The organism is Microcoleus sp. A003_D6, assembly GCF_036702825.1.
Classification (GTDB): Bacteria; Cyanobacteriota; Cyanobacteriia; order Cyanobacteriales; family Microcoleaceae; genus Microcoleus.
Genome location: NZ_JAUBWA010000008.1, coordinates 67,198 through 93,776 on the forward strand (window position 1 = coordinate 67,198; position 26,579 = coordinate 93,776).

The following is a 26,579-nucleotide window of genomic DNA, read 5'->3' on the forward strand; positions in this document are numbered from 1 at the left end:
ATTCGTGTGGAAGCTTAAGCTGTTACGCATTTAAAATAGTATTGTAGGGTGCGTCAGCCCTTTCTCGTTTCCCTTGTAAGCATAGGTGTTCTAGCTGACGCACCCTACAGGCCCCGCCCGGTGGTTTAAATGCGTAACAGCTTAGAGAAACCGAGTTTCTGACCCGCAGTGCAATATCTAATATCTAACCCATAACTTAACTTATCTCAAATTTTTAAAATAGACAGAACACTCCGCTCCCGGACTTCTTAAAGAAGTTGGGGAGCTAACAGCGAGCGTTTTACGTTTTATACCATTTCTCTAAAATCGTGCAACACTCTTCGACCCCCTAGCCCCCTCTTGCAAAGGGGGGGGGACAAGAATACTGTTGCATTCTTTTTTAAAATTGGTATTGCTAAGTCGATCTACTTATATAAAAAATGGGGCGAGCCAGAAGCCCGCCCCAAACAAAATTATGCTGCTGCTATTAGCCCAACAGCGCCTGAGCCTTAGCTACCACATTATCAACGGTGTAGCCAAACTTTTCTAAAGCAACGGGGCCCGGTGCAGAAGCGCCGAATCTGTCGATACTGATGCTATCGCCTTCAGATCCCAAATAGCGTCCCCAGCCGAAGCTAGCAGCCGCTTCAACAGCCAAACGCTTAGTAACCGATTTCGGCAGTACCGATTCGCGGTAAGCTGCATCTTGTAAGTCGAACAATTCCCAGCAAGGCATCGAAACTACCCGCACTTTATTGCCTGCGGCGCGCAATTTTTCAGCGGCATCAACGCAGAGGTAAGTTTCGCCGCCGGTGCCGATTAAAATGATGTCTGGAGTGTCGCCGTCGTCGGACAAAATGTAAGCGCCTTTGGCTGTTCCTTCGATCGAGCTTCCGGCCAAATTAGGCAAGTTTTGACGCGACAAAGCCATTAAAGTTGGGCGCGTGCGGCTTTCAATTGCCACCTTGTAAGAACCGGATGTTTCGTTTCCATCCGCAGGGCGCATTACCAACAAATCGGGAATTACGCGCAGAGAAGCGATGGTTTCTACGGGTTGGTGAGTCGGGCCATCTTCGCCCAAAGCTACGGAGTCGTGAGTCATTACATAAATGACACCAGCTTCCGAGAGTGCAGACAGGCGAATTGCGCCCCGCATATAGTCAGCAAATACCAAGAACGTTGCGCAGTAAGGAATTAAACCGCCGTGCAAAACCATACCGTTGGCGATCGCACCCATGCCGTGTTCCCGCACGCCAAACCGCAGGTTGCGTCCTTCGTATTGACCTTTTTGGAAGTCTTTTTCACCCTTGAGCAAAGTCATGTTAGAAGATGCCAAGTCAGCGGAACCGCCGATCAATTCAGGTAGCACACCTGCCAAAGCATTCAAACATTTTCCAGAATGATTCCGAGTCGAATCTGCCTTATCTTCCGGCTTGTATGTCGGCAAAACTTTATCCCAACCTTCAGGAAGTTTGCCGGCAACGGTGCGTTCGTATTCTGCCGCTTCGGCCGGATATGCTGCTTTATAAGCATCAAAAGCTTTGTGCCATTCTTGCTCAGCTTGAGCACCGCGATCGACTGCTTTGCGGAAGTGTGACAAAGCATCATCAGGAATCTCAAACGGTGCGTGTTCCCACTTCAAGAAATCGCGAGTTGCTTTCACTTCATCGCTACCCAAAGCAGCACCGTGAGCACTGTAAGAATTGCGCTTGTTGGGAGAACCGTAACCAATAATTGTGCGGACTTTAATCATGGACGGTTTGTCCGTGACTTTTTTCGCTTCTGCAATAGCTTTATCAACTGCTGCCAGGCTAGTATCGTGGTCGAGATCGGTATTGTCTACTGTAATGACGTGCCAGTTGTAAGCTTCAAAACGCTTGCCAACATCTTCAGTAAAGGCCAAGTTAGTGTCGCCTTCAATGGAAATGTGATTGTCATCGTACAGGGCAATTAATTTGCCGAGTCCGAGGTGTCCGGCCAAAGAACAAGCTTCGCCAGAAACGCCTTCCATGTGGCAGCCGTCACCCATGATGACATAGGTGTAGTGGTCAACAATGGTGTGGTCGGGCTTGTTAAACTTAGCGGCGAGGTGAGCTTCTGCCATTGCCAAACCGACGGCATTAGCAATTCCTTGTCCCAGGGGGCCGGTGGTAACTTCTACGCCTTCAGTCATGAAGTTTTCGGGGTGTCCGGGGGTTCTGGATTCCCACTGGCGAAATTGCTTGATGTCGTCGAGGGTGACGCTATCGTAGCCGGTCAAGTACAGGAGGGCGTACTGTAGCATACAGCCGTGGCCGGCGGAGAGGACGAAACGATCGCGGTTGAACCACTTGGGGTTTTTTGGGTTGAACCGCATGAACCGATCCCACAGCACGAAGGCCATAGGGGCAGCGCCCATCGGCAGTCCCGGGTGTCCTGATTTTGCTTTTTCTACCGCATCGATGGCGAGAAAGCGGATAGAGTTGATGCAGAGTTCTTCGAGTGATTGGGTTGCAACAGCCATAATTCTGGTTTTTATATGTAAGAGAGAGAGTGTGTGGTCGATTCTGACAGAGGTGCGATGAGCGGAGTTCGATCGCTCGCGTTTCTGCTGTTCAGTTTCTGTGGAACTGCCGTGAGGCTGCACTACATATCATCTCACCAGTTGCGATCGACAGACAACTTAATTTTTTAATGTTTCGGTCGCTTTGACAGTTGACAGTTGACAGTTGACAGTTGACAGATTTTAGCTGTAGGGTGCGTCGCCATTGACAATCCTCAAGAAAGAGCGACAATCTTATAGCGACGCACCTGTTCTTTTCAAGGGCTAGCGTAAACAAACCCAACATTTTTGTAGCATCAAGCTTTTTGATATATGGTATTATTTGGCAAATTGCCTCTCAAAGCCGCCAAGTTATGATAGAGTTTGGTGTTTCTGACATCTTGCAGCTTTGTCACGAACAGGCAAGATGCCTGTGAAGCGAAGAGTGAATTTTCTTGTGGGGGGTTGCTCACAGCAACGCCCGATCGCACGATCGCCAGAATAGTGCAAGATGTCAGATATTTGTAATTTTAATCAGGCAATAACTAATGACTCTCAGTGAAGCCGAAGTCCGCAGTCAAAAAGTAGACGAACTGCGATCGCAAGGCATAGAACCGTATCCCAGCCAATCCTACGCGCGATCGCACACAGCCAAACAAGTTCGCGAATTATTTAGTCAGGCGGGAAAAGAACTCGCAAACGGAGAAAGCGACCCCGAAGAAATTCCCCTGCGATTAGCCGGCCGCATTATTTCCAAGCGAGACAGCGGCAAAATTGGTTTCATCGATTTAAAAGACGCCACAGACAAGATTCAACTCAAAATCGAGAAAGCAATCGTCACAGGCGAAATCGGTTTGAGCTTTGAACAAATTAAAAAATTGCTCGATGTCGGCGATTTTGTCGGCGTCGAAGGTATCGGCTGCCGCACCCCCAGGGGAGAACTTTCTATTTTAGTGAGGGAATTAAAGCTATTATCAAAAGCTACCATTCAATTTCCCGATGCTTATTACGGAATAAACGACCCCGAAGTTTGCCGCCGCCACCGCGAAATGGATTTGGCAAGCAACCAAGATGCGCTAAACCGTTTTATGCTTCGCAGCCGCATCGTCCAAAGCATCCGTTCCTATCTCTGGCAAGCCAATTTTTACGAAATCGAAACCCCGACGCTGCAAGCTATTTACGGCGGTGCTGCTGCTAAGCCCTTCATCACCCACCACAATGCTTTGGAGGTAGATTTGTATTTGCGAGTTGCTCCAGAATTATTCTTAAAAAGAGCAATTTGCGGCGGTTTCGAGCGAGTTTTTGAACTAGGAAAAGCCTTTAGGAATGAGGGCATTGATAGCACTCACAATCCCGAGTTTACCTCTTTAGAAGTTTACCAAGCTTATGCAGATGTTTTCGACATTTTAGGAGTTGTCGAAGATGTGATGTGTTTCGCAGCGGCGGCTGTATTTGGGGATGTCCAAGAAATAGAAAATCAGGGAGAAACGATTAGTTTAGAACGCAAGTACGACTACAGCGAAAAATATCCCGGTTTTAGCGGCAAACACTGGCAAGTGAAAACGATGGTAGAAGCTGTCAGAGACGAGTTTGGGCTGGATTTTGACAGTTTGGACTTGGAAAGTGCGATCGCCGCTGCAAGCAAACTAGAATTGCACTTGTCTAAGTTAGAACAACAGAGTCTAGGCTATGTGCTGTATGCAGTTTTTGACAAATTAGTTGTTCCCAAACTAATTCAACCTACATTCATCATCGACTATCCCGTCGAAGTCAGCCCCTTAGCAAAAGGACATCGCAGCAAGCCGGGATTTGTAGAACGTTTCGAGCTATTTATCAACGGTACAGAATACTCGAACGGCTTCTCAGAATTGAACGATCCGAAAGAGCAAAGAAAGCGGTTTGAGGAACAGTTGGCGCAGAAAAATGCCGGCGACGACGAAGCGCATCCAATGGATGAAGACTTTATTCAAGCGCTATCTTTAGGAATGCCTAACTGTGCGGGAATGGGCATCGGTGTCGATAGATTGGTGATGCTTTTAACTAATACTCAAAGCATCCGCGATGCCGTCATGTTCCCGACAATGCGGCCGGTTAAAGATTGATAGGAGTAGTTCTTTAAACCGCGGATGTCTGCGGATTAACACAGATAAACGCAGATGTAATTTCATCTGCGTTTATCCGCGTTTATCTGCGGTTTAAAAACATCCTTCATATCACCGCATAAACGAACCGACAACACCGTTCATATCTTCAGCCAAAGGATTTCCCAAAGCCTTAAACTTCCACTCGCCGCCTTCTCGATAAACTTCTCCCATCAACATATTTAATTTTCCTTCATACGATGGGTCATTTGACAAGCGATAGCGAGCTATTTCTTTCCCGGCGGCATCTACAGCCCTCACAAAAGCATTTTCTACCAAGCCAAAATGCTGTTTTCTCTCTTTCCCATTGTAAATATTAACTCCCAAAATTATTTTGTGATATTGTGCTGGCAAAGAGTTCAATTTCACCAATATTTGTTCGTCGTCTCCGTCTCCAGCCCCGGTGAGATTGTCGCCTGAGTGAACAACTGTTTTGTCGTTTGACTCCAAATGAGAGTAATAAATTACATCCTCTTTGTAGTTCTTTAATTTGCCATTATCTCCCAGCAGCAAAGCGTAGGAATCTAAGTCAAAATTTGCACCGCTGCTTCGGCCGAAAAGACCTTTTTTCGCTTGTGCAACATCCCAGCCCAAAGCCATTGTCAGTCGGGATAAGTCGTATTCGCTTTTGCTGAGAACAATTGATTGTCCTTTTGTCAAGTTGATAGCCATTGTTTTGTGATTTTGTAAAGTTTATCGTGCAATATGGTTCAGATAAGACGGCGGTTGAAACCGCGCCTATATAAACAAAACCCGCCTCCGCGGGTTGAAGAACGGGCGGTTAAAATTACCTTATTTTCTTCAGTCCGCGGAGGCGGACTTCGTTTTTGTAGACGCGGTTTCAACCGCCGTCCGATCTTTTATCTCGACCTTTTATCCGGCATACTTGTCTACAAAGCTCTGCAAGCCTGAATTGTAGCCTTCTCCTACGGCTTGGAACCTCCACTCGCCGTCTTTCTTGTAAAGTCGGCCAAATTCGATCGCAGTCTCCCTCGAAAAATCCTCATCCAAATCGTACTTCATGACTTCGGTGTTAGTAGTGGTATCGTAAATCCTGATAAAAGCATTCCGCACTTGACCGAAGTTTTGCCTTCTCGATTCTGCTTGGTCGATTGTTACCACAAAGACAATTTCTTGCACCGCCGGATCGACTTTCGTTAGATCGACTGTAACGGTTTCATCATCGCCAACTCCTTCTCCAGTTCTGCTATCTCCCAGATGTATTACAGAAGTGTCTGGCGACTCCTTGTTGTTGTAGAAAACAAAGTATTTTTCGCTGGGGATTTTTGCATTTGCCCCCAACATAAACACGGAAGCATCTAAGTCAAACGCCCCGCCGGTGTCTGTAGCGTTGATATCCCATCCTAAACCGATCCCAGCATTTTTCAGCCCCGGTGCTTCTTTAGAGAGATTGATTCTCCCGCCTTTTTCCAAGTTGATAGACATTCGCCCTCCTATTCACAACATCACTTTTAGTTACCGATCGCAATTATATCAATTATCAGAGTAGCTTGACAAATTGCTGCTGGTACTCGTCCTCTGTCATTAGTTCGTGGGTGCTTTCCACTCTGTCTAAAAACACGATTCCATCTAAATGGTCGTGTTCGTGTTGAAAAATCCGGGCCACAAAGTCTGTTAGTTCTTGTCGGTGGAGTTTGCCGTCTCTACTGGTGTATTCTATCTCGATCGCCCTACTTCTCGGCACCAATCCCCGAATCCCCGGAATGCTCAAACAGCCTTCCCAGTCTTTGACTGTCTCTGTTGATGCAGCCACAATCCGGGGATTAATCATCGCTGTGGGTTCCATGTTGGGTGCTTGGGGATACCGCAGGTTGGGGCGGGATGCGACGATGAACAGGCGATCGGACTGAGCCACTTGAGGGGCGGCAATCCCCACTCCGTTTGCGTGCTGTACTGTAAAGATTAAGCTGTCAATCAACTGTTGAATGCGATCGTCCTTAATATTCTCGACAACTTGCGACGGGCGGCGCAGTACAGGATTTCCTAATTGAGAAATTTGTAAGAGTTCGGCCATAGTTATTGATTATCTGTTATTGGTTATTTGTTGTTACAGTTTTGTCGGTTGGGTTGAGGAACAAAATCCAACTTACTCACTCAATAATTAATCCGTGTATCCGTGTCAAAATCCGTGTCGTGCTTTCCTTCTTATCCAACTTTTTGAACCGGCAAACTCCCCGGTTTTACACTCAAATTAACTATTTGCCCGTTGCGGTTAATTTCCATTTGCAACAGACCGCCAACCTTAGCATTTTGCACGAAATCCTGAACAGCTTCCGACTGAATAATCGGCTGATTATTAATCTTTTGAATCACATCTCCAGCGCGCAAACCTGCCGCCGCAGCGGGAGAATTAGGAACAACGCTCACAATAGCCACACCCCGATCGACTGTAACTCGCAGGCTGCTGTTAGCGTTGCTGTTAATTTGCTCCTTAACCTCTGGATTCAGCGTCGCCATTTCAATGCCTAAATAAGCGTGTTCGACTTTCCCTGTCGAAATCAGTTCCTTCGCCACCTGTTGGGCCGCCTGAATCGGAATCGCAAACCCCAATCCTTGAGCACCTTGAATAATCGCCGTATTCATGCCAATAACTTGGCCCGAAGCATTCAGCAGCGGGCCGCCGGAATTCCCCGGATTAATCGCAGCGTCTGTTTGAATAAAACCGATCCGCTTGTCGGGTACGCCCACATCGGTACTCGATCGCCCCGTAGCGCTAATAATCCCCGCTGTTACCGAATTGTCCAAACCCAAAGGATTGCCGATCGCGATCGCCCATTCCCCAGACAACAGCTTATCCGAATTGCCGATCGCCACCACAGGCAGAGCGTTCGCCTCAATCTTCACCACAGCAACATCCGTCACCTTATCCGCCCCCAACACCCGCCCCTGAAAGCTGCGGCCGTCCTTGAGAGTTACACTTACCGTATCGGCTCCCTCTACAACGTGAGCGTTAGTGAGAATCACGCCGTCGGCACCGATGACAAAACCCGAACCAGTGCCCCGTTCGACTCCGCCCCGGCCGCCCGAATTCGGTTCTATGCCAAAAAAATCTTCCGGCGACAGCCCTCCATTTCGCAGTTTCACCCGGCGCGAAGCATCGATCCGAACCACTGCCGGGCCAACTTTTGCCACCGCAGCCACAATAAAATTCACATTAGCCGCGTCGCCCGACAAAGAAGCAGGCGGCAAGACTTTGCTAACTCGATCCTTTGTATTAGGAGGCAGTTGCAATTTCGGTTCCAGTGCCCTTTGCCCAGAATCGCCAGAATTTGCACGAAATTGAGAAACCGTCAGACGATCGCCCAACATGGCGGCCCCGGCTCCCGTTACCAGCAGCAATATGTAAATTGCCGGTTGCTTCCAAAATTTGCCAGTAGAACTCTTCATGGCGACGTTTTAAGGCTTTCCTGCCAAATCTAAATATTTGCCGAGCAGCTTCCCGATACCTGGTTTGGGCTGCTGAGCCGCAAAATTTTTGGGCGATGGCGTCCCGCCCTCGCCCGTGCTACGGCAGACTCCCTTAAACTTTAGCATCTGAGGACTGAATTCTCTAGACTGTAGAATTAATATCGTCAACTACCCGCCATCAAGCGGAGTACCGCTATGATGGGGGCTTGTATCTGAACTCCACCGCAATTCCGAGAACCTAGATAGGATTTCAGCTTTGGTTTCAACGTTCGACACATTAGGGGATGCTGACAAGCTCCCCGTGCTAATCCAGTCTTGCCGAACCAGCAGCGTTCTCATCGTAATATTTCGCGCACCAACCAAATCAGCGTGTAACGTATGACCGCAGCATTCACAGTGAAATAACAGTGCTTTGTTAGGTCTATTAGCATCTGAGATGTGTCCGCATTTAGGACAACTCTTCGATGTATAATGCGCTGGAACTTTAGTCGCCACAGAGCCGTTTATATTAGCCTTGTAGTCGATATAACCGTGCAATTCGGCAAAGGACCATTTAGCCTTGTTTCTGTTAGCTCTGCGCTGTTTTTTACTAGCCTTTTTCCCGGACTTAGATTTAGTTCTATTTCGTATTCCGGTCAAGTTCTCTAGTCCAATCATGCTGTTAGGCTTGGCAATTTTCTTGCTGATTTGGTGGTTCACATCAGCGATAAACCGTCTTTCTCTTCCAGATAAAGCGATTAATCTTCGCTTTGCCGAACCAGTGCCTTTACGCTGAAGAGTCTGTCTAGCTTTATGATAGCGGTTAGCTTTATGTCTAGCTTCTTTCCCTGAGTAGAATTTAGACTTGTTTTGTAAGTCTGTTTCCACCGCCAAGTAGCGCATACCCACATCAACGCCAGAAACTCTGGTTATTTTTATTGGCTCGCTCTCAGGTACTTCTACTTCAATGCTTGCCATTAAGTAGTAGACTTTAGAAGAACGCTGATAGACAATTTTAGCAGCTCCAATTTTAGCACCATTAGCAATTAAATCTAGATGCTTGCTATAGCCATCATACGGCACTACTATTCTACCTTGCAGCGTGATAATGCTCACTTGCTGCTTGGTCTTAAAAGAGTAGTCGCGCTGATAGTTTAGGGTACAGGTTCGAGAGATATATTTAGGGGGTTTATCCAGCCCTTTATACCGCCTCTTTGTGTAGCCTTTGGCAATAGCATCGTTAGATTGCTTCACTTTAGACCAAAGGATCTTATAGGTAGCAGATACTTGTCTGGGTACATTGCAAGCCATTTGCGCTCCCAGCCCAAATCGAACTCGCAATTCGTTGTAGACAGCTTTCTGCAATTTAGCGCCATTACTGGTTTTACCCGCTTCAAAAGCGACTTGTGAAGTATAGTTCAAGGCATCCCGGTAAGCTAAGGCAGCCTGAGACACCAAGGCTTTTTGCTCGGTGGTCAGGTTTAGTTTCAACTTGGCGGTGATTACTTGAGGCATTGTCACGCGCGTACTCTGATATTATTGTATCTCGTGAAAGCGACGATGGTGAGTGGCAGAGCAATATTTGTTCGTTCATCGACCGCCCCCTCACTTTCCGATATCTAAAGATTGTCAGTTTTGTTCGGGGGCGGATCTCTTTACTCACGCGCATTCCTCCCGTCACTCACTCCTTGTACAGGTAGAGTGCGGGACTCCTGCTGTTTTAGTTGAATGCCGATCGGCAGAGGTGATCAGTGGACATTCCCCTCGAAAGTCTGTGGAATCAGATACTTGAACGTCTCCAGGTACAACTTAGCAGACCTAGTTTTGAGACGTGGATCAAAACTGCCCGCGCCGAACAACTCGAAAATAACTGTTTGATCGTCAGCGCCCCCAACCCCTTTGCTCGCAATTGGTTGCAAAAATATTACAGAGAAATCCTTGCCGATGCAGTCGAAGAAATTCTCGGCTATCCCGTAGACATTTACTTGACAATTGCCGGGGGAAACGAAACAGGCGGCAGCAGCGACTCCGCCATGATTTGGCCGTACCCCATCGCCGATGTCGAAAGCCACCCGCTTCACCCCCCCAAACCCGCCAATTTAAACCCAAAATACCTATTTTCCCGCTTTGTCGTCGGTTCCAATAACCGCATGGCTCACGCGGCTTCCCTCGCGGTAGCCGAGTCTCCGGGCCGAGAATTCAATCCCCTATTTTTGTGCGGCGGCGTCGGTTTGGGCAAAACTCATTTGATGCAGGCGATCGGTCATTACCGCTTGGAAATTGACCCCAACGCCAAGATTTTTTACGTTTCTACTGAGAAATTCACTAACGATTTAATCGCCGCCATTCGCAAAGACAGTATGCAAACTTTCCGCGATCATTATCGCGCAGCCGATGTTTTATTAATAGATGATATCCAATTTATTGAAGGCAAAGAATACACTCAAGAAGAATTTTTCCACACTTTTAATACTTTGCACGAATCGGGAAACCAAGTAGTTTTAGCTTCCGATCGCCCGCCGCAGCAAATCCCCCGCCTGCAAGAGCGTTTGTGTTCCAGATTTTCGATGGGATTAATTGCCGATATTCAATTGCCAGACTTGGAAACTCGGATGGCAATTTTGCAGAAAAAAGCCGAGTATGAAAATATGCGGCTGCCGCGAGATGTGATTGAATACATTGCTTCTAGTTATACTTCCAACGTTCGGGAATTGGAAGGAGCTTTGATTCGGGCCGTAGCATATCTTTCAATTACCGGTTTGCCGATGACCGTGGAGAATATCGCCCCGGTTTTGAACCCGCAAACTGAAAGCGTAGAGGCGACTCCCGATGCAGTAATTGCAGTTGTGGCAGAGGCGTTTGATGTTTCTGTTGAAGATTTGAAAGGTATTTCCCGCAGGCGAGAAATTAGTCTGGCACGTCAAATAGGGATGTATTTAATTCGGCAGCATACTGGTTTGAGTTTGCCGAAAGTTGGCGAAGTGTTCGGCGGAAAAGACCACACGACAGTGCTTTACAGTTGTGACAAAATTGCTCAGTTGCGGAACACTGACCCGAATTTGGCCCAAACTTTGCGTCAGTTGAGCGATCGAATTAACGTTGTCAGCCGCAAAACTTAAGCGCCCGCCGTTAGTTTGACATCCCCTGTGGAAAAACCTGTGGAAAATTTGCCCCGATCGTGTAGAAAACTTTACTCGATCGCCCGAAACAGTTTTTGCACCAAAATGGGCGATCGGCTAATTCCCGCTTTTCCACAAGTTTTCCACAGGCATTTATGAGCTAAAACTCAAGTACAGCAAGAAATTATTTTATTTTTCCACAGTTTCCACAGGTCGAGCGCACAAAAATAATTCAATTAAAAAAAACTCTTCCGCCAACTGTCAACTCTTCCTTGTTGCTTCGGTAAACTCTCAACTGACAACTGCCAACTGACAACTGCCAACAGCCAACTGCCAACTGCCAACAGCCAACTGCCAACCGTCAACTGCCAACTGACAACTGCCAACAGCCAACTGTCAACAGCCAACTGCCAACTGACAACTGCCAACTGCCAACTGTCATCAGCTTTCTGTGATACGATTTGTTTCTGTTTCAAATCCGGTTAATTAACCTTCCACCCATGAAATTGGTTTGCACCCAAAGTGACCTCAACGCCAACCTCTCGTTGGTAAGTCGGGCCGTTCCCTCCCGCCCGACACATCCGGTACTCGCCAACGTGCTCTTAGTAGCGGATGAGGAAAATCAGCGGGTTAGCTTGACAGCTTTCGATCTCAGTTTGGGAATTCGTACCAGCTTCGCAGCAGAAGTGACTGGCGGCGGCAGTTTTACCATACCCGCTAAATTACTCAACGATATTGTTTCCAGACTCCCAGACGGAGAGATTACTTTAGAAGACGAAGCGGGGGATACCGTAGCATATCTCACTTGCAGTTCTGGCAGCTACCAAGTCAGAGGCATGGGCCCGGAAGAATTCCCAGAATTGCCCGCAATCGAAGCCGGAACAATCCTCAAATTGCCGCCGGAAGCATTGATAGAAGGACTCAAAGGAACTTTATTTGCGACAAGCCCCGACGAGGCAAAACAGGTACTTGCAGGCGTGCATTTAAAAGTATTGCCAGATTGCCTGGAATTTGCAGCTACAGACGGTCACAGATTGGCAGTAGTTCAAACTCCAAATGAAAAAGCCGAAGGCGAAGAAACCGAAGAAGAATTTGAGGTGACAGTCCCCGCTAAAGCATTGCGGGAAGTAGAAAGAATGCTGGTAATGCGGCAGTGGACTGAACCTGTTACGCTGCATTTCGAGCACGGTCAAGTAGTGTTTGAATGGGCAGACCAGCGGCTGACAACTCGCACCTTGGAAGGGCAATATCCCGCATACCGGCAGTTGATTCCGCCCTCCTTTGAGCGGCAAATTACACTGGAAAGGCGATCGCTCTTAGCAGCAGTAGAAAGAATTGCAGTTTTTGCCGACCAAAAAAATAATATTCTCAAATGCAGCATCGATGAGGAGAATCAGGAAATCACTTTGTCGGTAGATGCTAAAGATGTCGGCTCCGGCAAAGAGTCAATGCCGGCACAGATTTCAGGAGACAGCATAGATATTGCTTTCAACGTGAAATACTTAGTTGATATCTTAAAAACGGCTCAATCTCCCGAAATTCAACTGCAATTAAACGGTGCTTTAGCCCCGGTAATTTTCCAGCCTTTGGGCGGAGTCAATGCTACATTCTTGGTAATGCCAGTTCAGCTAAGAGCTTAAAAAGAGTCAGTAGTCATTAGTCCTTAGTCAGTAGTCAACAGTCAACAGTCAATAATCACCATGCTGCAACCGGAATAGCTCTAATTCATCTGCGTTAATCTGTGTTTATCTGCCTGTATCTGCGGTTAAAAAAAGAGAATTTATTAACCGCAGATGACAATGGATTGACGCTGATTCACGCAGATCAAGAGAAGAGAGATAGGAATAATTCCGATGCTAACTGATTTGATATGACTTATTGCTTCAAATCAAGGGCAACAAAATTTCAAATTCCGTACCAGTACCGGGTGTAGAATGCAAATTTAACTTGCCTTTATGCTTTTGCGTCACAATTTGATGGGTAATTGCCAACCCCAAACCAGTACCTTTCCCGGCGGGTTTAGTGGTGAAAAATGTCTCAAAAATCCGCCGTTGAATTTCTGGCGGAATTCCCGGCCCGTTATCGGCAATTCTGATGGCTATCCAAGCGTTATTTTGATTTTTTTCTGCTGCTTCTGGGCAGAAGTCGCCGTTTTGGCTGGCGGATGATAGCATTTTTGCATTTTGTCGATCGCCCAAAACATAATTTTGAATTAATTCCGAATTCACGCAGTCTCCGTCAGAACCGTCTATTACCTCAGTTTCAATAGTAATCGCAGGTACAAAACTTTTTTCTCCTTTTACCTCTTCCAAAGCGTCGATCGCATTGCTGATTATATTCATAAATACCTGGCTCAACTGACCAGAATAACACTTTACCAAAGGCAAATTCCCATAGTTTTTAACTACATTAAATCCGTACTTCAGACGGTTTTTCATAATCAGCAGCGTACTGTCAATACATTCGTGGATGTTAGCTTCTTTCAACTGGGTTTCGTCCATGTGAGAGAAGGTGTGCAGGCTGGTGACGAGTGCGATCAGCCTCTCTGACGAAACTTTCATACTTTTGAGAATTTCTACCCAATCTTCTTGCAAAAAATCAAACTCTATGTTTTTTTTGAGTCCGTTAATTTTTTCGCTGTCACCGACAATCTCTTCGTAAGCAGACAGCAACTCCATGATGTCTTTCGAGTAGTTGGACAAAAAGCCGATATTTCCGCTGATGCAGGTGACGGGATTTCTAATTTCGTGAGCGACTCCAGCTACCATCTGCCCCAAACTGGCTAGTTTTTCGGTTTGAATTAGTTGAGATTGAGTTTGCTGCCTCAGCAGTTTTGTCGCTAGTTCGTGAATGTTGGATTGGGCTACTAACAGTTCGTGCACGTCTACCAAACTATAAGTGTTAGGTGACACTTGAACTACGATCGGCTCGTAAAGCAGTTCTCTCGATCGCAGCAGCGACTTCCTCGCTGCATCGACGACTAAAGTATTGCTGGGAAAAATTAAACTTTCAGTTTCGGCAAAGCGGTACAAAGCCCTCACAGGTCGCTTTAAAAATAATTCTCGCCCAAAAGGACGGCTGATAAATTCTAAAAATCTCCGCCGGGAAATCATACCGGCAAATTCACCTCGATGGGTCACAATGACTCCCGGTAACAGGGGATTAGCTTCTAACATCTGTGAAATTCGCATTCCCAAATCCGTAGCTTCTACCTGAAAATCGTAAAGCGACAATTCTTGGAGAGTAGAGTCTAAACAAAGTTCTCCTCGGTCAGCCTCGGAGATGGGTTGGACTGGTCTTTCGGCGCAGGAGGTATTCAACATAAATTCATCAGTACGCTTTTTTGGGGTTCTATTTGCCAGCAGACATTCAGCTACCAAAGGTCAGCAGGTGAGTTGCTGAGTGCTTTGACCAGCATCCCCCTGGCAAACTGCCTTTTAAATTACACAAAAAACTGACTGTAGCAAGAAAAATTTTACCACTTAAAGTATTAGGAAAGATTGAGGCTCACCGAGATAAATGCGCCCTGGTAATTATACCTGACTTTATTTTATACTGACTTGAGCGATATTAACGCTGGTTTCGACTATTTAACTATTCATTAATCTTAAGTTCTTGTCTTAACCTTTTGTTAATAAATTATAATGCTGACAAATATAATTAATTGATAATAGAAAATCGTAATTGCCCGATCGCCGACGCGATGCTGCCCGTCAGCAGACAAGTTAAAAGCAGAAATTCGCGGGGTCGCGTCCCGGAGTTTTAGCTTGCAATCGCGATGGCGGGACGCCTCGCAAGCTAGGGCATTTGAGGCGATTTCATCCCATCTCCCCGATCCGGTACTCGCAACCTCCCGTAACGCTCAGCCAGCGACACACCTGCCAGTGCGTCCCCTATAGGTTTGTATTCAGTTGACAGTTGACAGTTGACAGTTGACAGTTGACAGTTGACTGCGGGGCGACCTCTACCTGGAAGTCCGAGGATTGGAGTAATGAATCGTCTTCTTTTAATATCTCCCTACAAGGGTTGGGGCTTTAAATTAATTCTTTCTGGTAAAAACTAAAGTCATCGCTACAAACCAATTTTATAGCGATCGTTATATAAAACAGTTAGCCTCGCCCGCAATCGGCAAAATCTGCCTTGGGTTTGTTCTACAATCAATTATTCTTAACCGAAAAATCCATCAAATTTGCGACGGTTGGCAGAGTCAATTATTGATTGGCTGTACGAGGGGGATATGAATAAAATTTCAGTCAAACTCAAACAATTTTAACCAGCTCAAATAATTCAATAGATCGGCATTGATTAAATTAGAATGTCTGCAAAATTCAGCAAAACAAAGCTAAAAAAAATTAACTGGCTCTTAACTTAGTGCTATGCTTTGGTATGATCTACAGGGAGTTCTACCAAAGACGTGTAACTAAATAGCAATCTACCAGTAGGTGATCGATGCAACCCGCCCTGACAAATCAGTTAAACAATGCTTTTACCCTTTTTCTCAGCTTGTTAGTAGAGGCAATACCTTTTCTGCTGCTGGGAGTTTTATTCTCAGGTTTGCTGCTGGGCTTTGTAGACGAACGCAAACTCGTATCCCGCATCCCGCGAAACCCGCTGCTGGCGGCTTTGATGGGCAGTTCGATCGGCTTTTTGTTTCCCGTGTGCGAGTGCGGTAACGTGCCCGTAGCCCGCAGGTTACTGATGCAGGGAGTGCCCGCACCAGCCGCGATCGGCTTTTTGCTCGCGGCCCCCACCATCAACCCCGTGGTAATTTGGGCGACTTGGACGGCATTTCGCGATCAGCCAGAAATTGTGGTTTTGCGGGTAGTATTTTCTCTTGTAACAGCCACAATTATCGGCTGGGTGTTCAGCGCCCAAACAGACTTGCGGCCTCTGCTACACCCTTCTGTAGCCCGCGCGATTCCCCTACCAAAACCAGAGTTTTCCGAAAAAGAGATCGTCCAACCCAACACTCCGCTGCTGTTGCAGTCGGGAACATTTATGCTCGGTCAGCCGGGGGGGGCGGTGCCGATCGAATCTTTGCTAAAAGACGACTGGAAGCCATTACCAACAGGCAAAACCGAAAAAACCTCGAAACGTTCCTCGATGTTTCACCCTGTTTCTAAAGAGCGTCTTCGCCTGCTTTTAGATACTATGGTACAGGAGTTGCGCGAATTGGGAGGAGTGTTGGTAATCGGAAGTGCGATCGCAGCCATCATTCAAGTTGGCGTACCCCGCGACCTAATTCTCAACCTCGGCCAAGGCCCGGTTTCCTCGATTTTAGCCATGCTGCTCTTAGGCGCAGTCGTATCGATTTGTTCTACAGTAGATGCCTTTTTTGCCCTGTCTTTTGCTTCCACATTTACCAGCGGTTCGCTGTTAGCATTTCTCGTTTTCGGCCCGATGATTGACCTCAAAGGCATCGGTTTGATGTTATCTATTTTCAAAGGTCGAGCCGTAATTTACTTAATGATTTTGGCAGCTCAGTTAACCTTTTTAATGACTCTAGCTGTCAACTTGTATCTAGGTTGATCGATTAGCCGAGACGGAAAAATAACTAGAGATTCCCATGACCGATGACCGATGACCGATGACCGATGACCGATGACCGATGACCAATAACTCTTAAAAAATGAATCTTAAAAAAATTAGCCCTTGGCTGGACGCCCTAGCTATCTTAGCGTGGGGAATATTGCTCCTCAAATATTGGAGCACCGGCAAATTAAGCATTCTCATTCACCCCAATTACTTTGGCTTGACTGTAGCGGGAGGAATCGGCTTAATGGTTATTGGCGGGTTGAAAATTTGGGATCTCTTAAAACTCGATCGCACCACAAAGCAATCGCGGACATCAGCAGCAAATAAATCTCTCAGAATCACAGAAGTTGAACACGTTACTTTGTTTCCCCCCAGTATCGGCAGCACCTTAATGTTGAGCGTCGCATTAATAGGTTTAATAACAACGCCGCGCACTTTTACCAGCCAGACAGCATTAGAACGAGGCCTCACCGAATCCCTGCCAATCACCAGACTGCAACCCCAAGAATTTCGCAATACTACAAAACCCGAAAAGCGATCGCTCGTCGAATGGGTGCGGCTGTTAAATTTCAATCCCGAACCGGATACATACAGAGGTCAAAAAATCAAAGTTCAAGGATTTGTAATTCACCCCCCCAACGTAGCAGAACAATATATGTGGATCGGGCGTTTTATCATTACCTGCTGCGCGGCGGACGCCTATCCGATCGGGTTGCCGGTAAAATTACCGATCGGTCAAAGCCGCACCGCCTTTGCCCCAGACAGTTGGCTAGAAATAGAAGGAGAAACGATCGTAGAAGAACTGCAAGGCAAGCGCAAACTAATCATTCAAGCATCCTCCCTCCAACCAATTCCCGAACCAAAAAACCCTTATGATTATTAGGTATGGAGTAAGTATGAGATTAAATTTTACATTTATGGCGACATGGACACTGAAGACCCGTTCTCCGTATACAAATAAAGATAATGTACAGTCAGCTATAAAAGTGGCAGCAGCATCCCGTAGGAGTTGCCAATACCAAATTCAGCAACTACACTCGTAATTAGGAAATAAATTCTCAGTATATGTCATCCGAAAAAAAATTAGCGATCAAAGGTGCTATCTGGACGATCGCCAGTTATGGAAGCAGTCAAATTATCCGATTTGGTAGCAACCTAATCCTGACGCGCCTGCTTTTACCTGAATTATTTGGTCTAATGGGTCTAGCCTACGTTTTCATCATAGGCATTAACTTATTCACAGACATAGGTCTGGGCCCAAGTATCATTCAAAACAAGCGCGGGGACGATCCTCAATTTCTCAACACCGCTTGGACAATGCAAGTTATTCGCAGCTTGTTTGTTTGGTTGTGTTTAATTCTAATAACCTGGCCAGTTGCTCAATTTTATGAAGAACCCCGTCTGATGTGGTTGATTCCAGCCATAAGTATAAATACCCTAATAGGAGGGTTTAAATCGACTTCCGTATCCACCCTAGAACGCAAAATGAGCGTTAAGGAAGTAGTGCTTTTTGAGTTGGGCACACAGATAATTTCTACTACAGTGATGATTGTGTGGGCTTGCTTCGATCGCAGCATCTCGGCCATCATCGCAGGCGGTTTTACTGGAGCGGTAGTGGAGTTAGTATGGAGCCATTTTTTGATTCCCGCCAAGTCAAACCGCTTTGCTTGGGATAAAGAAGCAGCTAAAGAAATATTTTCTTATGGCAAATGGATATTTTTGTCTACGATTTTATTTTTTCTGTGTTCTCAAGCCGATCGACTCATCCTCGGTAAAATATTTACTTTAACCATGTTGGGCATTTACGGCATCGCTTTTACCCTGGGCGATATGCCGCGCCAAGTCATCATCGCCATTAGCGGCAGGGTAATTTTCCCCTCGATTTCTCTGCTGGCAGACTTGCCGCGGCCGGAGTTGCGCGCGAAGATACTTAAGAACCGCAAACTAATTCTAATACCGTTAGCCGTAGGTTTAGCAATTTTTGTGAGCTTCGGAGATCAGTTAATTTTAGCACTGTACAGGAAAGAGTATGTGGCGGCATCTTGGATGATGCCAATCTTGGCTTTAGGTATCTGGCACACCACTCTCCACAATATGATGGCTTCTTGTCTGTTAGCCGTAGGAAAGTCTCAGTACGCAGCTATGGGCAATCTGCTGACTTTTGTGAATCTATGTATAAGTATACCGCTGGGATATCACTTAAAAGGTAATTTAGGTGCGGTGATTGCTGTAGCTCTCGGCGACCTTCCTACCTATGCAGTAACTAACTACGGTTTGTGGCGAGAAGGGCTAACTTGTTTTTGGCAGGATATGCAATTAACAGCACTGTTTGTAGGGGTGCTGGTCACTCTAATTTGGTGTAGAGTCGCTTTTGGTTTGGGTCTGCCGATCGATAAAATATCACCGATTGATTTAATCCCCATCAATCAACTGTTTCAGTAAACAAACCTATTGAAAGTGCCCCGTGTCCCACCTACTTAATATCTTAAGTTTCATTCATTCCTGGAGGCACCACAACTTTCAAAAACTAGGTTTGTTACGGAAAATAACTCGTTGTAGCCATTTACTTTGGTAAAAAAAATGGCTTTGTGAGTGTTAGGAAGGGGCCCAAAACTGTAAAATTTAATAGGGAAAATTTGGCAGTAAATTGTAAGCAGAAATAGGAGAGAAAAATTTGTGAGTATTTTTAACAAAAAAATTAATCCTTCAGGCTTCGCTATTCTGCCATTCAAACAGCCGATCGACCGCACGGCGATCTTCCTCATGCTACTGCTGAGCGTCTTAATCGGACTGCTGCTGCTGAGCGGCGATCGCACAGCACCCAGAGTGCGAGAATTTACCTGGGAAAACAAACAAATCGGCGCCGAAGATACCGGCTTTATCCTCACCTTCTTTCGGCCGATGAACCACTCCACCGTCGAGGAAAACTTAAAGCTAGAACCCCCCCTCCCCGGTAAATTTAGTTGGGCTGGAAGGCGCATGGCTTACACTCTCCAAGATCCAGCACCCTACGGCGTTACCTACACAGTAAAACTCGCCGGAGCAACCGACAAGTATTTCGGAGAAAACAGCCAAAATAAAGGAACGCCAATTCAACCGTTTAGCAGTTCCTTTCGCAGCCGCGATCGAGCTTTTGCTTACATCGGCGTTCAAGGCGAAACAGAAAGCAGATTAATGCTAGTCAATCTCAGCAGCAGCGACTCAAAACCCATACCCCTCACTCCCAAAGATTTAGTTGTCACCGATTTTAAACCGTATCCCGACAGCGATCGCATTTTATTCTCCGCCACAGATCGATCCATCGCCCGTACTCGCGGCACCCTAAATCAAGAACTATTCACAGTCACCACCGGCCTCAACCCCCAATCGGGATCGGAAACCAGACCTCCGCAGCCAGCAGGTAGAATCGACAAACTCTTAGATTCCAAAGATTACCAAAACCTCAAATTCGACCTCTCAGCCGACGGAAAAATCATAATTGTCCAGCGCGTCAACCGCCGCAATCCCGGCGATTTCAGTCCTTGGATTTTGGAAGAAAAACAGGCGCCCAGACCCTTGGAAAATGAACAAGGCGGAGATTTTATGATTCGCCCCGACAGCAAATCGATGGTAATATCTCAAAAACAAGGATTAGCGATCGTCCCCCTCAAACCGGAAGCAGACCCAGTAGAATTTTTGCCAAAATACGAACAAGTATTGGGCATGGCCCGCGACAACTCCGCCGCCGCCTACGTTAAATACAACAGCGACTTTACTCGATCGCTTTTCATCTTAGACAACCAAGGTGCAGAACAAGAAATATTGCGGATTCCCGGCAGCATTATCGCCGTTTATTTCGACCCCCGCAAAAACCAAGACAACCAAGTTCAGCGTCTCTACTGTTTGTTAGCCCAACGCCTCAAAACAGAAAGCTACAAAGAACAGCCTTTCATCGCCGCCATCGACCTCAAAAAAGAGGGAATCCGTTTGGTAGGAACCATCAAACCGCTGCTGATTTTGCCCAACCAATTAGATACCCAAATCAGTTTATCTCCCGACGGGCTGGCATTAATTTTCGACCAATCAGTCACAACAACAACACCCTCAACAGTAGACAGTCCCCGCAATGACAGCGGACAGTCGATCGCCACCAGCCGCCTCTGGGTGCTACCCTTATTAGAAATACCCGCAGACGGATCTCCGGCAAAAGTACAGCCAGAAGAACTTCCCTTTGCCGGCTATCACCCCCGCTGGCTCCCCTAAATCAATTTGAGATTTGAGATTTGAGATTTGAGATTTGAGATTTGAGATTTGAGATTTGAGATTTGAGATTGACCGATATTGGTAAATATCAATAAGGTAAGGTGCTCCGTGCGCACCCTGCATTGAAATGTGCGCGGTGCGACCCAAATTTTACAGTCCCGGACGCACTAATCCTCAGAAACCCGGTTTATTCGTAGATTTTTCGGTGGCCAACCTCTTATTGTCGTAGAAACTGGGTTTCGGAGCGTAAGTCCTAGTTTAAATCCACAAATATAAGTCCTAAGATGGTGGATTTTAGATTTTAGATTGAGCAATACTGGTACAGATCAAAAACTTTGAAAGCAACTCGCTTTTTCTGCAATGTCAAATCTCAAACCTCAAACCTCAAATCTAAAATTCCCATGACTCCCGAAGAAATTAGCAATACCCTTAAAGACTTATTCGGCGAAAGTGTTGAGACGCCCGCCCCTACTTCTTGGCAAGTACAAACCCCCAAATTTCGCCTCTTAGTCCTCCTTTCAGACGACGGGAGTTGGCTGCGGATTTTGCTGCCGATCGCCGATGCGCAGGAAGCTCAACCGTTTTCTGATAAACTGCTAGAAGCTAACTTTGACACTACCCTCGAAACTCGCTACGCCATACATCAAAACGTTTTGTGGGGAGTATTTCAGCACAGTTGCGCCACACTCGCCACCGCAGATTTCTCGGCCGCCGTCGCCAGACTGCTTGCTTTGCAAGAGCGAGGTTTGTCCGACTTTTTCGGGAGTGTGATAGAAAGCCGCATCCGTCAAATCATCAAAGCTGCCAAGATGCAAGGCCAGTCGGTGGAAACAACCCTTCAGACTTTAGACCGTTTCTACGCAGAGGGATTGATGGGCGAAATGGAACTCGGGCGAGAGTCTCGCGAACAGACTCTCGCCGCTTGGCGGTATCAGCTAGAACGCCTCTGGCCGGAGGTGGAACCGTAATACCTTTGAGGTTTGAGATTGCAGATTTGAGATTGCAGATTGCAAAAAAACTGACCACCATCGAGGTTGGGAAGTTGCCTAAAGTTGCATTTCTTTTTAGTGCTCTAGCAACCGCGCCCGACGTTTAGGAGGTTCTTAATTGCACAAACCCTTGCGTTCGATTGCTTATTCCTTCTGTCCTAGATAACTAAAACCTTCCATCCGTTACATCCTCAGAAAGCGAATCCGTTGCGGAACTTCCTTCTGCTGTACAATCTGTAGATTTTTGCCTCTGCTCCAGTCTTGAGCGTTGGGGCCTCAAGTCACTTCCACGATCGCCAATCCGGGCCCTCGAACCCTCGAACGATTCCCGTATATTCACTGATAGCCCGCGAGCTGTTCTCCAATTCCCTACTACCACCAAAAAAAATGGTATAATAAATAACAAAAATTCCTGAGAAATGTTAAAAATTTTCTGAAAACACGCGATCGCAGGGTATATGATGGTAAAAAGTTTACAGCGCGTGCTCCGTAAGTTCCACAAAAGCTTCGAGCGTTTAACATTGATTTAGAAACAAAATCTTTAGCAGACAATGCTAGTGCGATCGGGTTTTCCCATCGGGTGCTGTTGTAATTTGACAAATTAGCAACTACCCGCTACCAATTACCCGTTACCAATTAATAGCAACTTAAGTTGTCTATTAATACAACATCTAACAGGGGTTTCATCTATGTTTGCTGTGCGTGAGACTAGCTCGGAGTTATCTGTGTTGCATATACCTGAGAGTTGTACTTGGAATCTATCCTTAGAATCAACGCTCCTAGACCTGCCGCTCTACAACTGCCAAATTGAATTAACTCAACAGGCAAAAGAAGTAGCCCAGGCTTTTGAAGGACATTCCATGCTTCCCGGCGTCATTTTGAGCGATCGGGGTAATTTTGTCGGCATAATATCCAGGCGTCAATTTTTTGAAAAAGTTAACCGTCGCTACGGGATAGAAATGTTTTTCAAGCGACCGATAGAGGTATTGTACAGGTTTTCCAAGCACGATCCGCTGGTGCTTCCCGGCAGTAAATTAATAGTAGAAGCCGCCCAGGAATCGCTTTACAGGTCAGCCGAATTAGTTTACGAACCCGTGGTAGTGGAAGTAGCACCCCAGACCTACAAGCTGTTAGACGTACACCAATTAATGGTCGCTCAAGCCAGAATTCACCAAATAACAAATAAGTTGCTCCACAAACAAACCCAAGCCAAACTCATCCAAACAGAAAAAATGGCGAGTTTGGGGAGGATTGTAGCCGAAGTAGCCCACGAAATTAGAAATCCGCTGAACTGTATTTGGGGAAATTTGACTTTTCTGCTGTCCTATTTTGAACACTTGCTTCTGCTAATGTCGGCTTATGAAGAAGAATATTCGGAACCGTGTCCCCGAATTGATGCGCTCAAAGAAGAAATAGAATTTGATTTTTTACAAGAAGATTTGCCAGTCACCTTAGAAGGGATGGAGTTGGGAGCCTCGCAATTGCTAAAAATAGTTAACGGGCTGCATCACTTCTCTCACATGGACGAGACAAAGGCAGTGGAGACAGACATTCACGAATGCGTGGATATGACGCTGTTAATTCTGAAAAACCGCTTTAAAAATGGCATAGAAGTGGTAAAAAATTACGGCAAACTGCCGCTAGTTAGCGGCTATTCCGGTCAGTTGAGTCAGGTGTTTTTGAATTTGTTAGTTAACGCTCTAGACGCCCTGACAGAGTACGCAGCCGATCGAGAAATACAGACCGAGTGCCTGGACGACTGGTGGCCCCAAATCGAAATTACCACTAAAGTCATAGAAACCGAACACGGCCAGCGGGTAGCAATTTGGATTGCCGATAACGGGCCCGGCATTCCCCCAGAAAATCAGTCGCAGATATTTGACACCTTTTTTACCACTAAACCTGCCGGCAAAGGCACCGGTATGGGGCTGGCTATCTGCCATCAAATCGTCACAGAAAAACACGGCGGCCAACTTTCATTGCGATCGCAACCAGGCAAGAATACCGAATTTGAAATTCTCCTGCCAGTAGTTCGCAAAACATGATCGAGTCAAAAAAAAATATCCAGGTTCGCTTCTGCGGTGAAATCATAGGCTAGCTTAGTAGTAAGTTCTCATTTCACTTGTCAAGCGTTTCGGCAACTAAAAGCTCCAGTGGCAAATAAATTCAGTTCCAAACTACGAGGCCCTTCACTCTCCGAAGGCAGCCATCAAGACCTTTCCCTAGAGTCTACCCTCTGGGATTTGCCCCTGTATGACTTTCAGGTTAAATCGAGCTGCTTGGCTGTGGCAGTTGCCGAAATGTTTGAACAGCATCCCCTAGTGCCGGGAGTCGTCTTGCTGGAAGCAGGAGAGTTTGCTGGCATGATATCCCGCAGGCAACTCCTGGAATATTTGCTGAAACCCCAAGGCCCCGAGCTATTTTTGCACCTGCCGCTGAAAGTTCTCTACAGTTACGCTCGCGTCGAAATATTATTGCTCGCAGAGAGTACAACCATTTTGACAGCAGCTCCACAAGCTCTGCGCCGATCGCCCGAATTGCAGTCAGAACCAATCGTCGTCCAAATAGACTCCCAATCTTACCGCCTCTTAGACCCTAACGCACTAAACATCGCCTACTGGCAAATTCGCGGCATAGAAACTCAAGTCCGCTACGAAAGAGCCCAAACTCAAATGATTCAAAGCGAAAAAATGGCTAGTTTAGGGCGTTTAGTCAACGGAGTAGCCCACGAAATTTTAGATCCGGTAGGCTTTATTTGGGGGAATTTAACTTACGTCAGCGACTACAGCAAAAACTTGATGGAATTGCTCTCCATTTACGACGCATACTGTACCGATCCCCCGCCGGAAATAGCACGGCTCAAGGAAGAGATCGACTATGACTTTTTGCAAAACGATTTTCTCCGAACTGTTGCCAGCATCAAATCGGGAGCCGAACGTTTGAGCAAGTTGGCAAGCAGTTTGCAAAACTTCTGCCACATCGACGATATTTATCCCAAACCCACCGACTTGCACGCCAACATAGACAGCATACTTTTGCTGCTCAAAAGTCGTTTGACCAGGGAAATCGAAGTAGTGAAAAACTACGGCTATCTGCCACCAGTGCCGTGCTATGCAGGACAGCTAAACCAAGTATTTATGAATATATTGACCAATGCTATTCATACATTAATTAACGAAGCAGTCGGTCAAGAATTGGCAAAAGAGTTCAAAGGTGGAGGACTCAGAGACGCCGATCGCCAGCCTCAAATTGAAATCACAACTCAAGTCTGCTGTCCCGAACCTGCACCCGATTTGGACAAACTTCACGTTCGCTGGGTTTCGATTCGCATAGCAGATAACGGGCCAGGAATGTCATCTACCAAGTACAAAAAAATCATAGAATCATTCTCTACTGAAAAACGCGCCCTCAAAGAAACCAGTTTAGCAGTTAGCTATCAAATTGTGACGGGCAAACACGGCGGTGCATTCAGAATGCGATCGGAATTAGGCAGCGGCACTGAATTTGAAATTTTGTTACCCTTAGCTTAAAGAAGGAAGAAGGAAGAAGGAAGAAGAAAGAAGGAAGAAGGAAGAAGGAAGAGGGAAGAAGGAAGAGGGAAGAAGGAAGAGGGAAGAGGGAAGAGGGAAGAAGTTACAGTGTATTGCTGATTTATGAAGTACAGGACACGGCAATGCCGTCTCCCTACCGGTTATCTGTACTGCAATCAACTGAAAACTGCTGTAACAGTCAACAGTCAACAGTCAACAGTCAAGCATTATCTAACTGAGTGCCGCACATTTTACAAAATCTAGCATTAGCATCGTGTACAGACCAACCGCAACCTTTACAAACAGCTTCTACTTGATTAGCACTTTTAACTAAGTGTTTAATCAAATCCCCCAATTGCCAAGGAATCAGAGCAATTCCCGTCAAAATCATCAAAATAGTCAGAAAACGGCCGGATTCCGAAATCGGAGTAACATCGCCAAATCCCACAGTCGTCATCGTGACAACCGAGAAATAAACAGCATCCAAAAAAGTTCCAAAACTTTCGGAATTTGCCGGATGTTCGACTTGATAAATCAAACCAGAATAAACAAAGATTATTGCCAGCAAAGTAAACAATATCCGAGCAAAAATCACCCCATCTTCGCTGCTGATGCGGAAAATAGAAATTTTCAATTCCAGAAAGCGGATGAGTCGGAGAATTCTAAACCAGCGAAAAATTCTGATGAAACTAACGTTGACAAATCCCAGCAAAAATGGTAATATTGCCAGCAAATCAATTATTGAAAAAAAACTAAAAATAAATTTAACTCGATTTTCGGCACACCACAGCCGCAATAAATACTCAACTGCAAAAACGATTAAAAGAACGGTATCGAGAGTTTGCAAATAAATTCTAACAGTTTCCGAAATCGGGTAAGTTTCGGCGATGAAGCTGGTTGAAGATAGGAGAATGAGTCCGGTAAGAGTTAAATTGACGGTTCTGCCAATTGGGGTTTCGATGTCTTCGAGATAAAATCCAATTTGCGATCGGGTTAACATAGATGAGATAATTAATACAATTAGGACTTATGCGGCTGGCACTATTAGTAAGGTGCGTCAGAACCAAAATCCTCGATCGTCTCTCAAGAACTTCGTCTGACGCACCCTACAAGTC

20 protein-coding genes are annotated in these 26,579 nt (G+C 46.1%); 11 read left to right on the forward strand and 9 right to left on the reverse strand.

What is annotated here, in order from left to right:
• Positions 1 to 466: 466 nt before the first annotated feature.
• Complete coding sequence (gene tkt / locus QUB70_RS04285) at positions 467 to 2,482, reverse strand: transketolase (RefSeq protein ID WP_332978541.1); 2,016 nt, start codon at positions 2,480 to 2,482, stop codon at positions 467 to 469.
• Positions 2,483 to 2,515: 33 nt separating this feature from the next.
• On the opposite strand from tkt, the gene QUB70_RS04290 reads away from it, so the two are divergent.
• Both QUB70_RS04290 and lysS read left to right on the forward strand, forming a co-directional pair.
• Positions 2,516 to 2,653, forward strand: coding sequence for a hypothetical protein (locus QUB70_RS04290; protein WP_332978542.1), 138 nt, complete (start codon positions 2,516 to 2,518; stop codon positions 2,651 to 2,653).
• A gap of 395 nt (positions 2,654 to 3,048) precedes the next feature.
• On the forward strand, positions 3,049 to 4,602 hold the full coding sequence (lysS, locus tag QUB70_RS04295) for a lysine--tRNA ligase (RefSeq protein WP_332978543.1): 1,554 nt from the start codon (positions 3,049 to 3,051) through the stop codon (positions 4,600 to 4,602).
• A 111-nt stretch (positions 4,603 to 4,713) separates the two neighbouring features.
• On the opposite strand, the gene QUB70_RS04300 is transcribed toward lysS, so the two are convergent.
• From QUB70_RS04300 to QUB70_RS04320, 5 genes are all read right to left on the reverse strand, one after another.
• Positions 4,714 to 5,313, reverse strand: a complete 600-nt coding sequence (locus QUB70_RS04300; protein WP_332978544.1) for a TerD family protein — start codon at positions 5,311 to 5,313, stop codon at positions 4,714 to 4,716.
• Between the two features lie 201 nt (positions 5,314 to 5,514).
• The gene (locus QUB70_RS04305; protein ID WP_332978545.1) at positions 5,515 to 6,087 is read right to left on the reverse strand and encodes a TerD family protein; all 573 of its coding nucleotides are present in this window, start codon (positions 6,085 to 6,087) and stop codon (positions 5,515 to 5,517) included.
• Positions 6,088 to 6,142: 55 nt separating this feature from the next.
• Positions 6,143 to 6,676, reverse strand: coding sequence for a peptide deformylase (gene def, locus QUB70_RS04310; RefSeq protein ID WP_332978546.1), 534 nt, complete (start codon positions 6,674 to 6,676; stop codon positions 6,143 to 6,145).
• A gap of 131 nt (positions 6,677 to 6,807) precedes the next feature.
• Positions 6,808 to 8,049 (reverse strand): HhoA/HhoB/HtrA family serine endopeptidase, encoded by a 1,242-nt coding sequence (locus tag QUB70_RS04315; protein WP_332978547.1) that lies wholly within the window; start codon positions 8,047 to 8,049, stop codon positions 6,808 to 6,810.
• 189 nt (positions 8,050 to 8,238) lie between these two features.
• A complete protein-coding gene (locus QUB70_RS04320) occupies positions 8,239 to 9,564 on the reverse strand; it encodes an RNA-guided endonuclease InsQ/TnpB family protein (protein ID WP_332978548.1) in 1,326 nt (441 codons plus the stop codon).
• Between the two features lie 236 nt (positions 9,565 to 9,800).
• Between QUB70_RS04320 and dnaA the strand changes: the two genes are divergently transcribed.
• Positions 9,801 to 11,168, forward strand: coding sequence for a chromosomal replication initiator protein DnaA (gene dnaA, locus QUB70_RS04325; protein ID WP_332978549.1), 1,368 nt, complete (start codon positions 9,801 to 9,803; stop codon positions 11,166 to 11,168).
• A gap of 236 nt (positions 11,169 to 11,404) precedes the next feature.
• Here the strand turns inward: dnaA and QUB70_RS04330 are convergent, their stop codons facing one another.
• Positions 11,405 to 11,644, reverse strand: coding sequence for a hypothetical protein (locus tag QUB70_RS04330; protein WP_332978550.1), 240 nt, complete (start codon positions 11,642 to 11,644; stop codon positions 11,405 to 11,407).
• A gap of 24 nt (positions 11,645 to 11,668) precedes the next feature.
• On the opposite strand from QUB70_RS04330, the gene dnaN reads away from it, so the two are divergent.
• The gene (dnaN, locus tag QUB70_RS04335; protein ID WP_332978551.1) at positions 11,669 to 12,808 is read left to right on the forward strand and encodes a DNA polymerase III subunit beta; all 1,140 of its coding nucleotides are present in this window, start codon (positions 11,669 to 11,671) and stop codon (positions 12,806 to 12,808) included.
• A 243-nt stretch (positions 12,809 to 13,051) separates the two neighbouring features.
• Here dnaN and QUB70_RS04340 read toward each other — a convergent pair whose 3' ends face one another.
• Positions 13,052 to 14,491, reverse strand: coding sequence for a sensor histidine kinase (locus QUB70_RS04340; protein WP_332978552.1), 1,440 nt, complete (start codon positions 14,489 to 14,491; stop codon positions 13,052 to 13,054).
• 1,126 nt (positions 14,492 to 15,617) lie between these two features.
• Here QUB70_RS04340 and QUB70_RS04345 point away from each other — a divergent pair.
• The 7 genes from QUB70_RS04345 to QUB70_RS04375 all read left to right on the forward strand — a co-directional run bounded on the left by QUB70_RS04345 (position 15,618) and on the right by QUB70_RS04375 (position 25,464).
• Positions 15,618 to 16,697, forward strand: coding sequence for a permease (locus QUB70_RS04345; RefSeq protein ID WP_332978553.1), 1,080 nt, complete (start codon positions 15,618 to 15,620; stop codon positions 16,695 to 16,697).
• Between the two features lie 100 nt (positions 16,698 to 16,797).
• Positions 16,798 to 17,586, forward strand: a complete 789-nt coding sequence (locus QUB70_RS04350; protein ID WP_332978554.1) for a TIGR03943 family putative permease subunit — start codon at positions 16,798 to 16,800, stop codon at positions 17,584 to 17,586.
• A 182-nt stretch (positions 17,587 to 17,768) separates the two neighbouring features.
• Entirely contained in the window at positions 17,769 to 19,145 is a 1,377-nt protein-coding gene (locus tag QUB70_RS04355; RefSeq protein WP_332978555.1) for an oligosaccharide flippase family protein, read from the forward strand.
• Between the two features lie 234 nt (positions 19,146 to 19,379).
• On the forward strand, positions 19,380 to 20,945 hold the full coding sequence (locus QUB70_RS04360; protein WP_332978557.1) for a hypothetical protein: 1,566 nt from the start codon (positions 19,380 to 19,382) through the stop codon (positions 20,943 to 20,945).
• A gap of 335 nt (positions 20,946 to 21,280) precedes the next feature.
• Complete coding sequence (locus QUB70_RS04365; RefSeq protein WP_332978559.1) at positions 21,281 to 21,913, forward strand: hypothetical protein; 633 nt, start codon at positions 21,281 to 21,283, stop codon at positions 21,911 to 21,913.
• A 710-nt stretch (positions 21,914 to 22,623) separates the two neighbouring features.
• A complete protein-coding gene (locus QUB70_RS04370) occupies positions 22,624 to 23,979 on the forward strand; it encodes an ATP-binding protein (protein ID WP_332978560.1) in 1,356 nt (451 codons plus the stop codon).
• 108 nt (positions 23,980 to 24,087) lie between these two features.
• Positions 24,088 to 25,464: a sensor histidine kinase gene (locus tag QUB70_RS04375; RefSeq protein ID WP_332978561.1), complete on the forward strand. Its 1,377-nt coding sequence runs from the start codon at positions 24,088 to 24,090 to the stop codon at positions 25,462 to 25,464.
• A 220-nt stretch (positions 25,465 to 25,684) separates the two neighbouring features.
• Here the strand turns inward: QUB70_RS04375 and QUB70_RS04380 are convergent, their stop codons facing one another.
• Positions 25,685 to 26,464, reverse strand: a complete 780-nt coding sequence (locus tag QUB70_RS04380) for an ion transporter (protein ID WP_332978562.1) — start codon at positions 26,462 to 26,464, stop codon at positions 25,685 to 25,687.
• Positions 26,465 to 26,579: the final 115 nt, after the last annotated feature.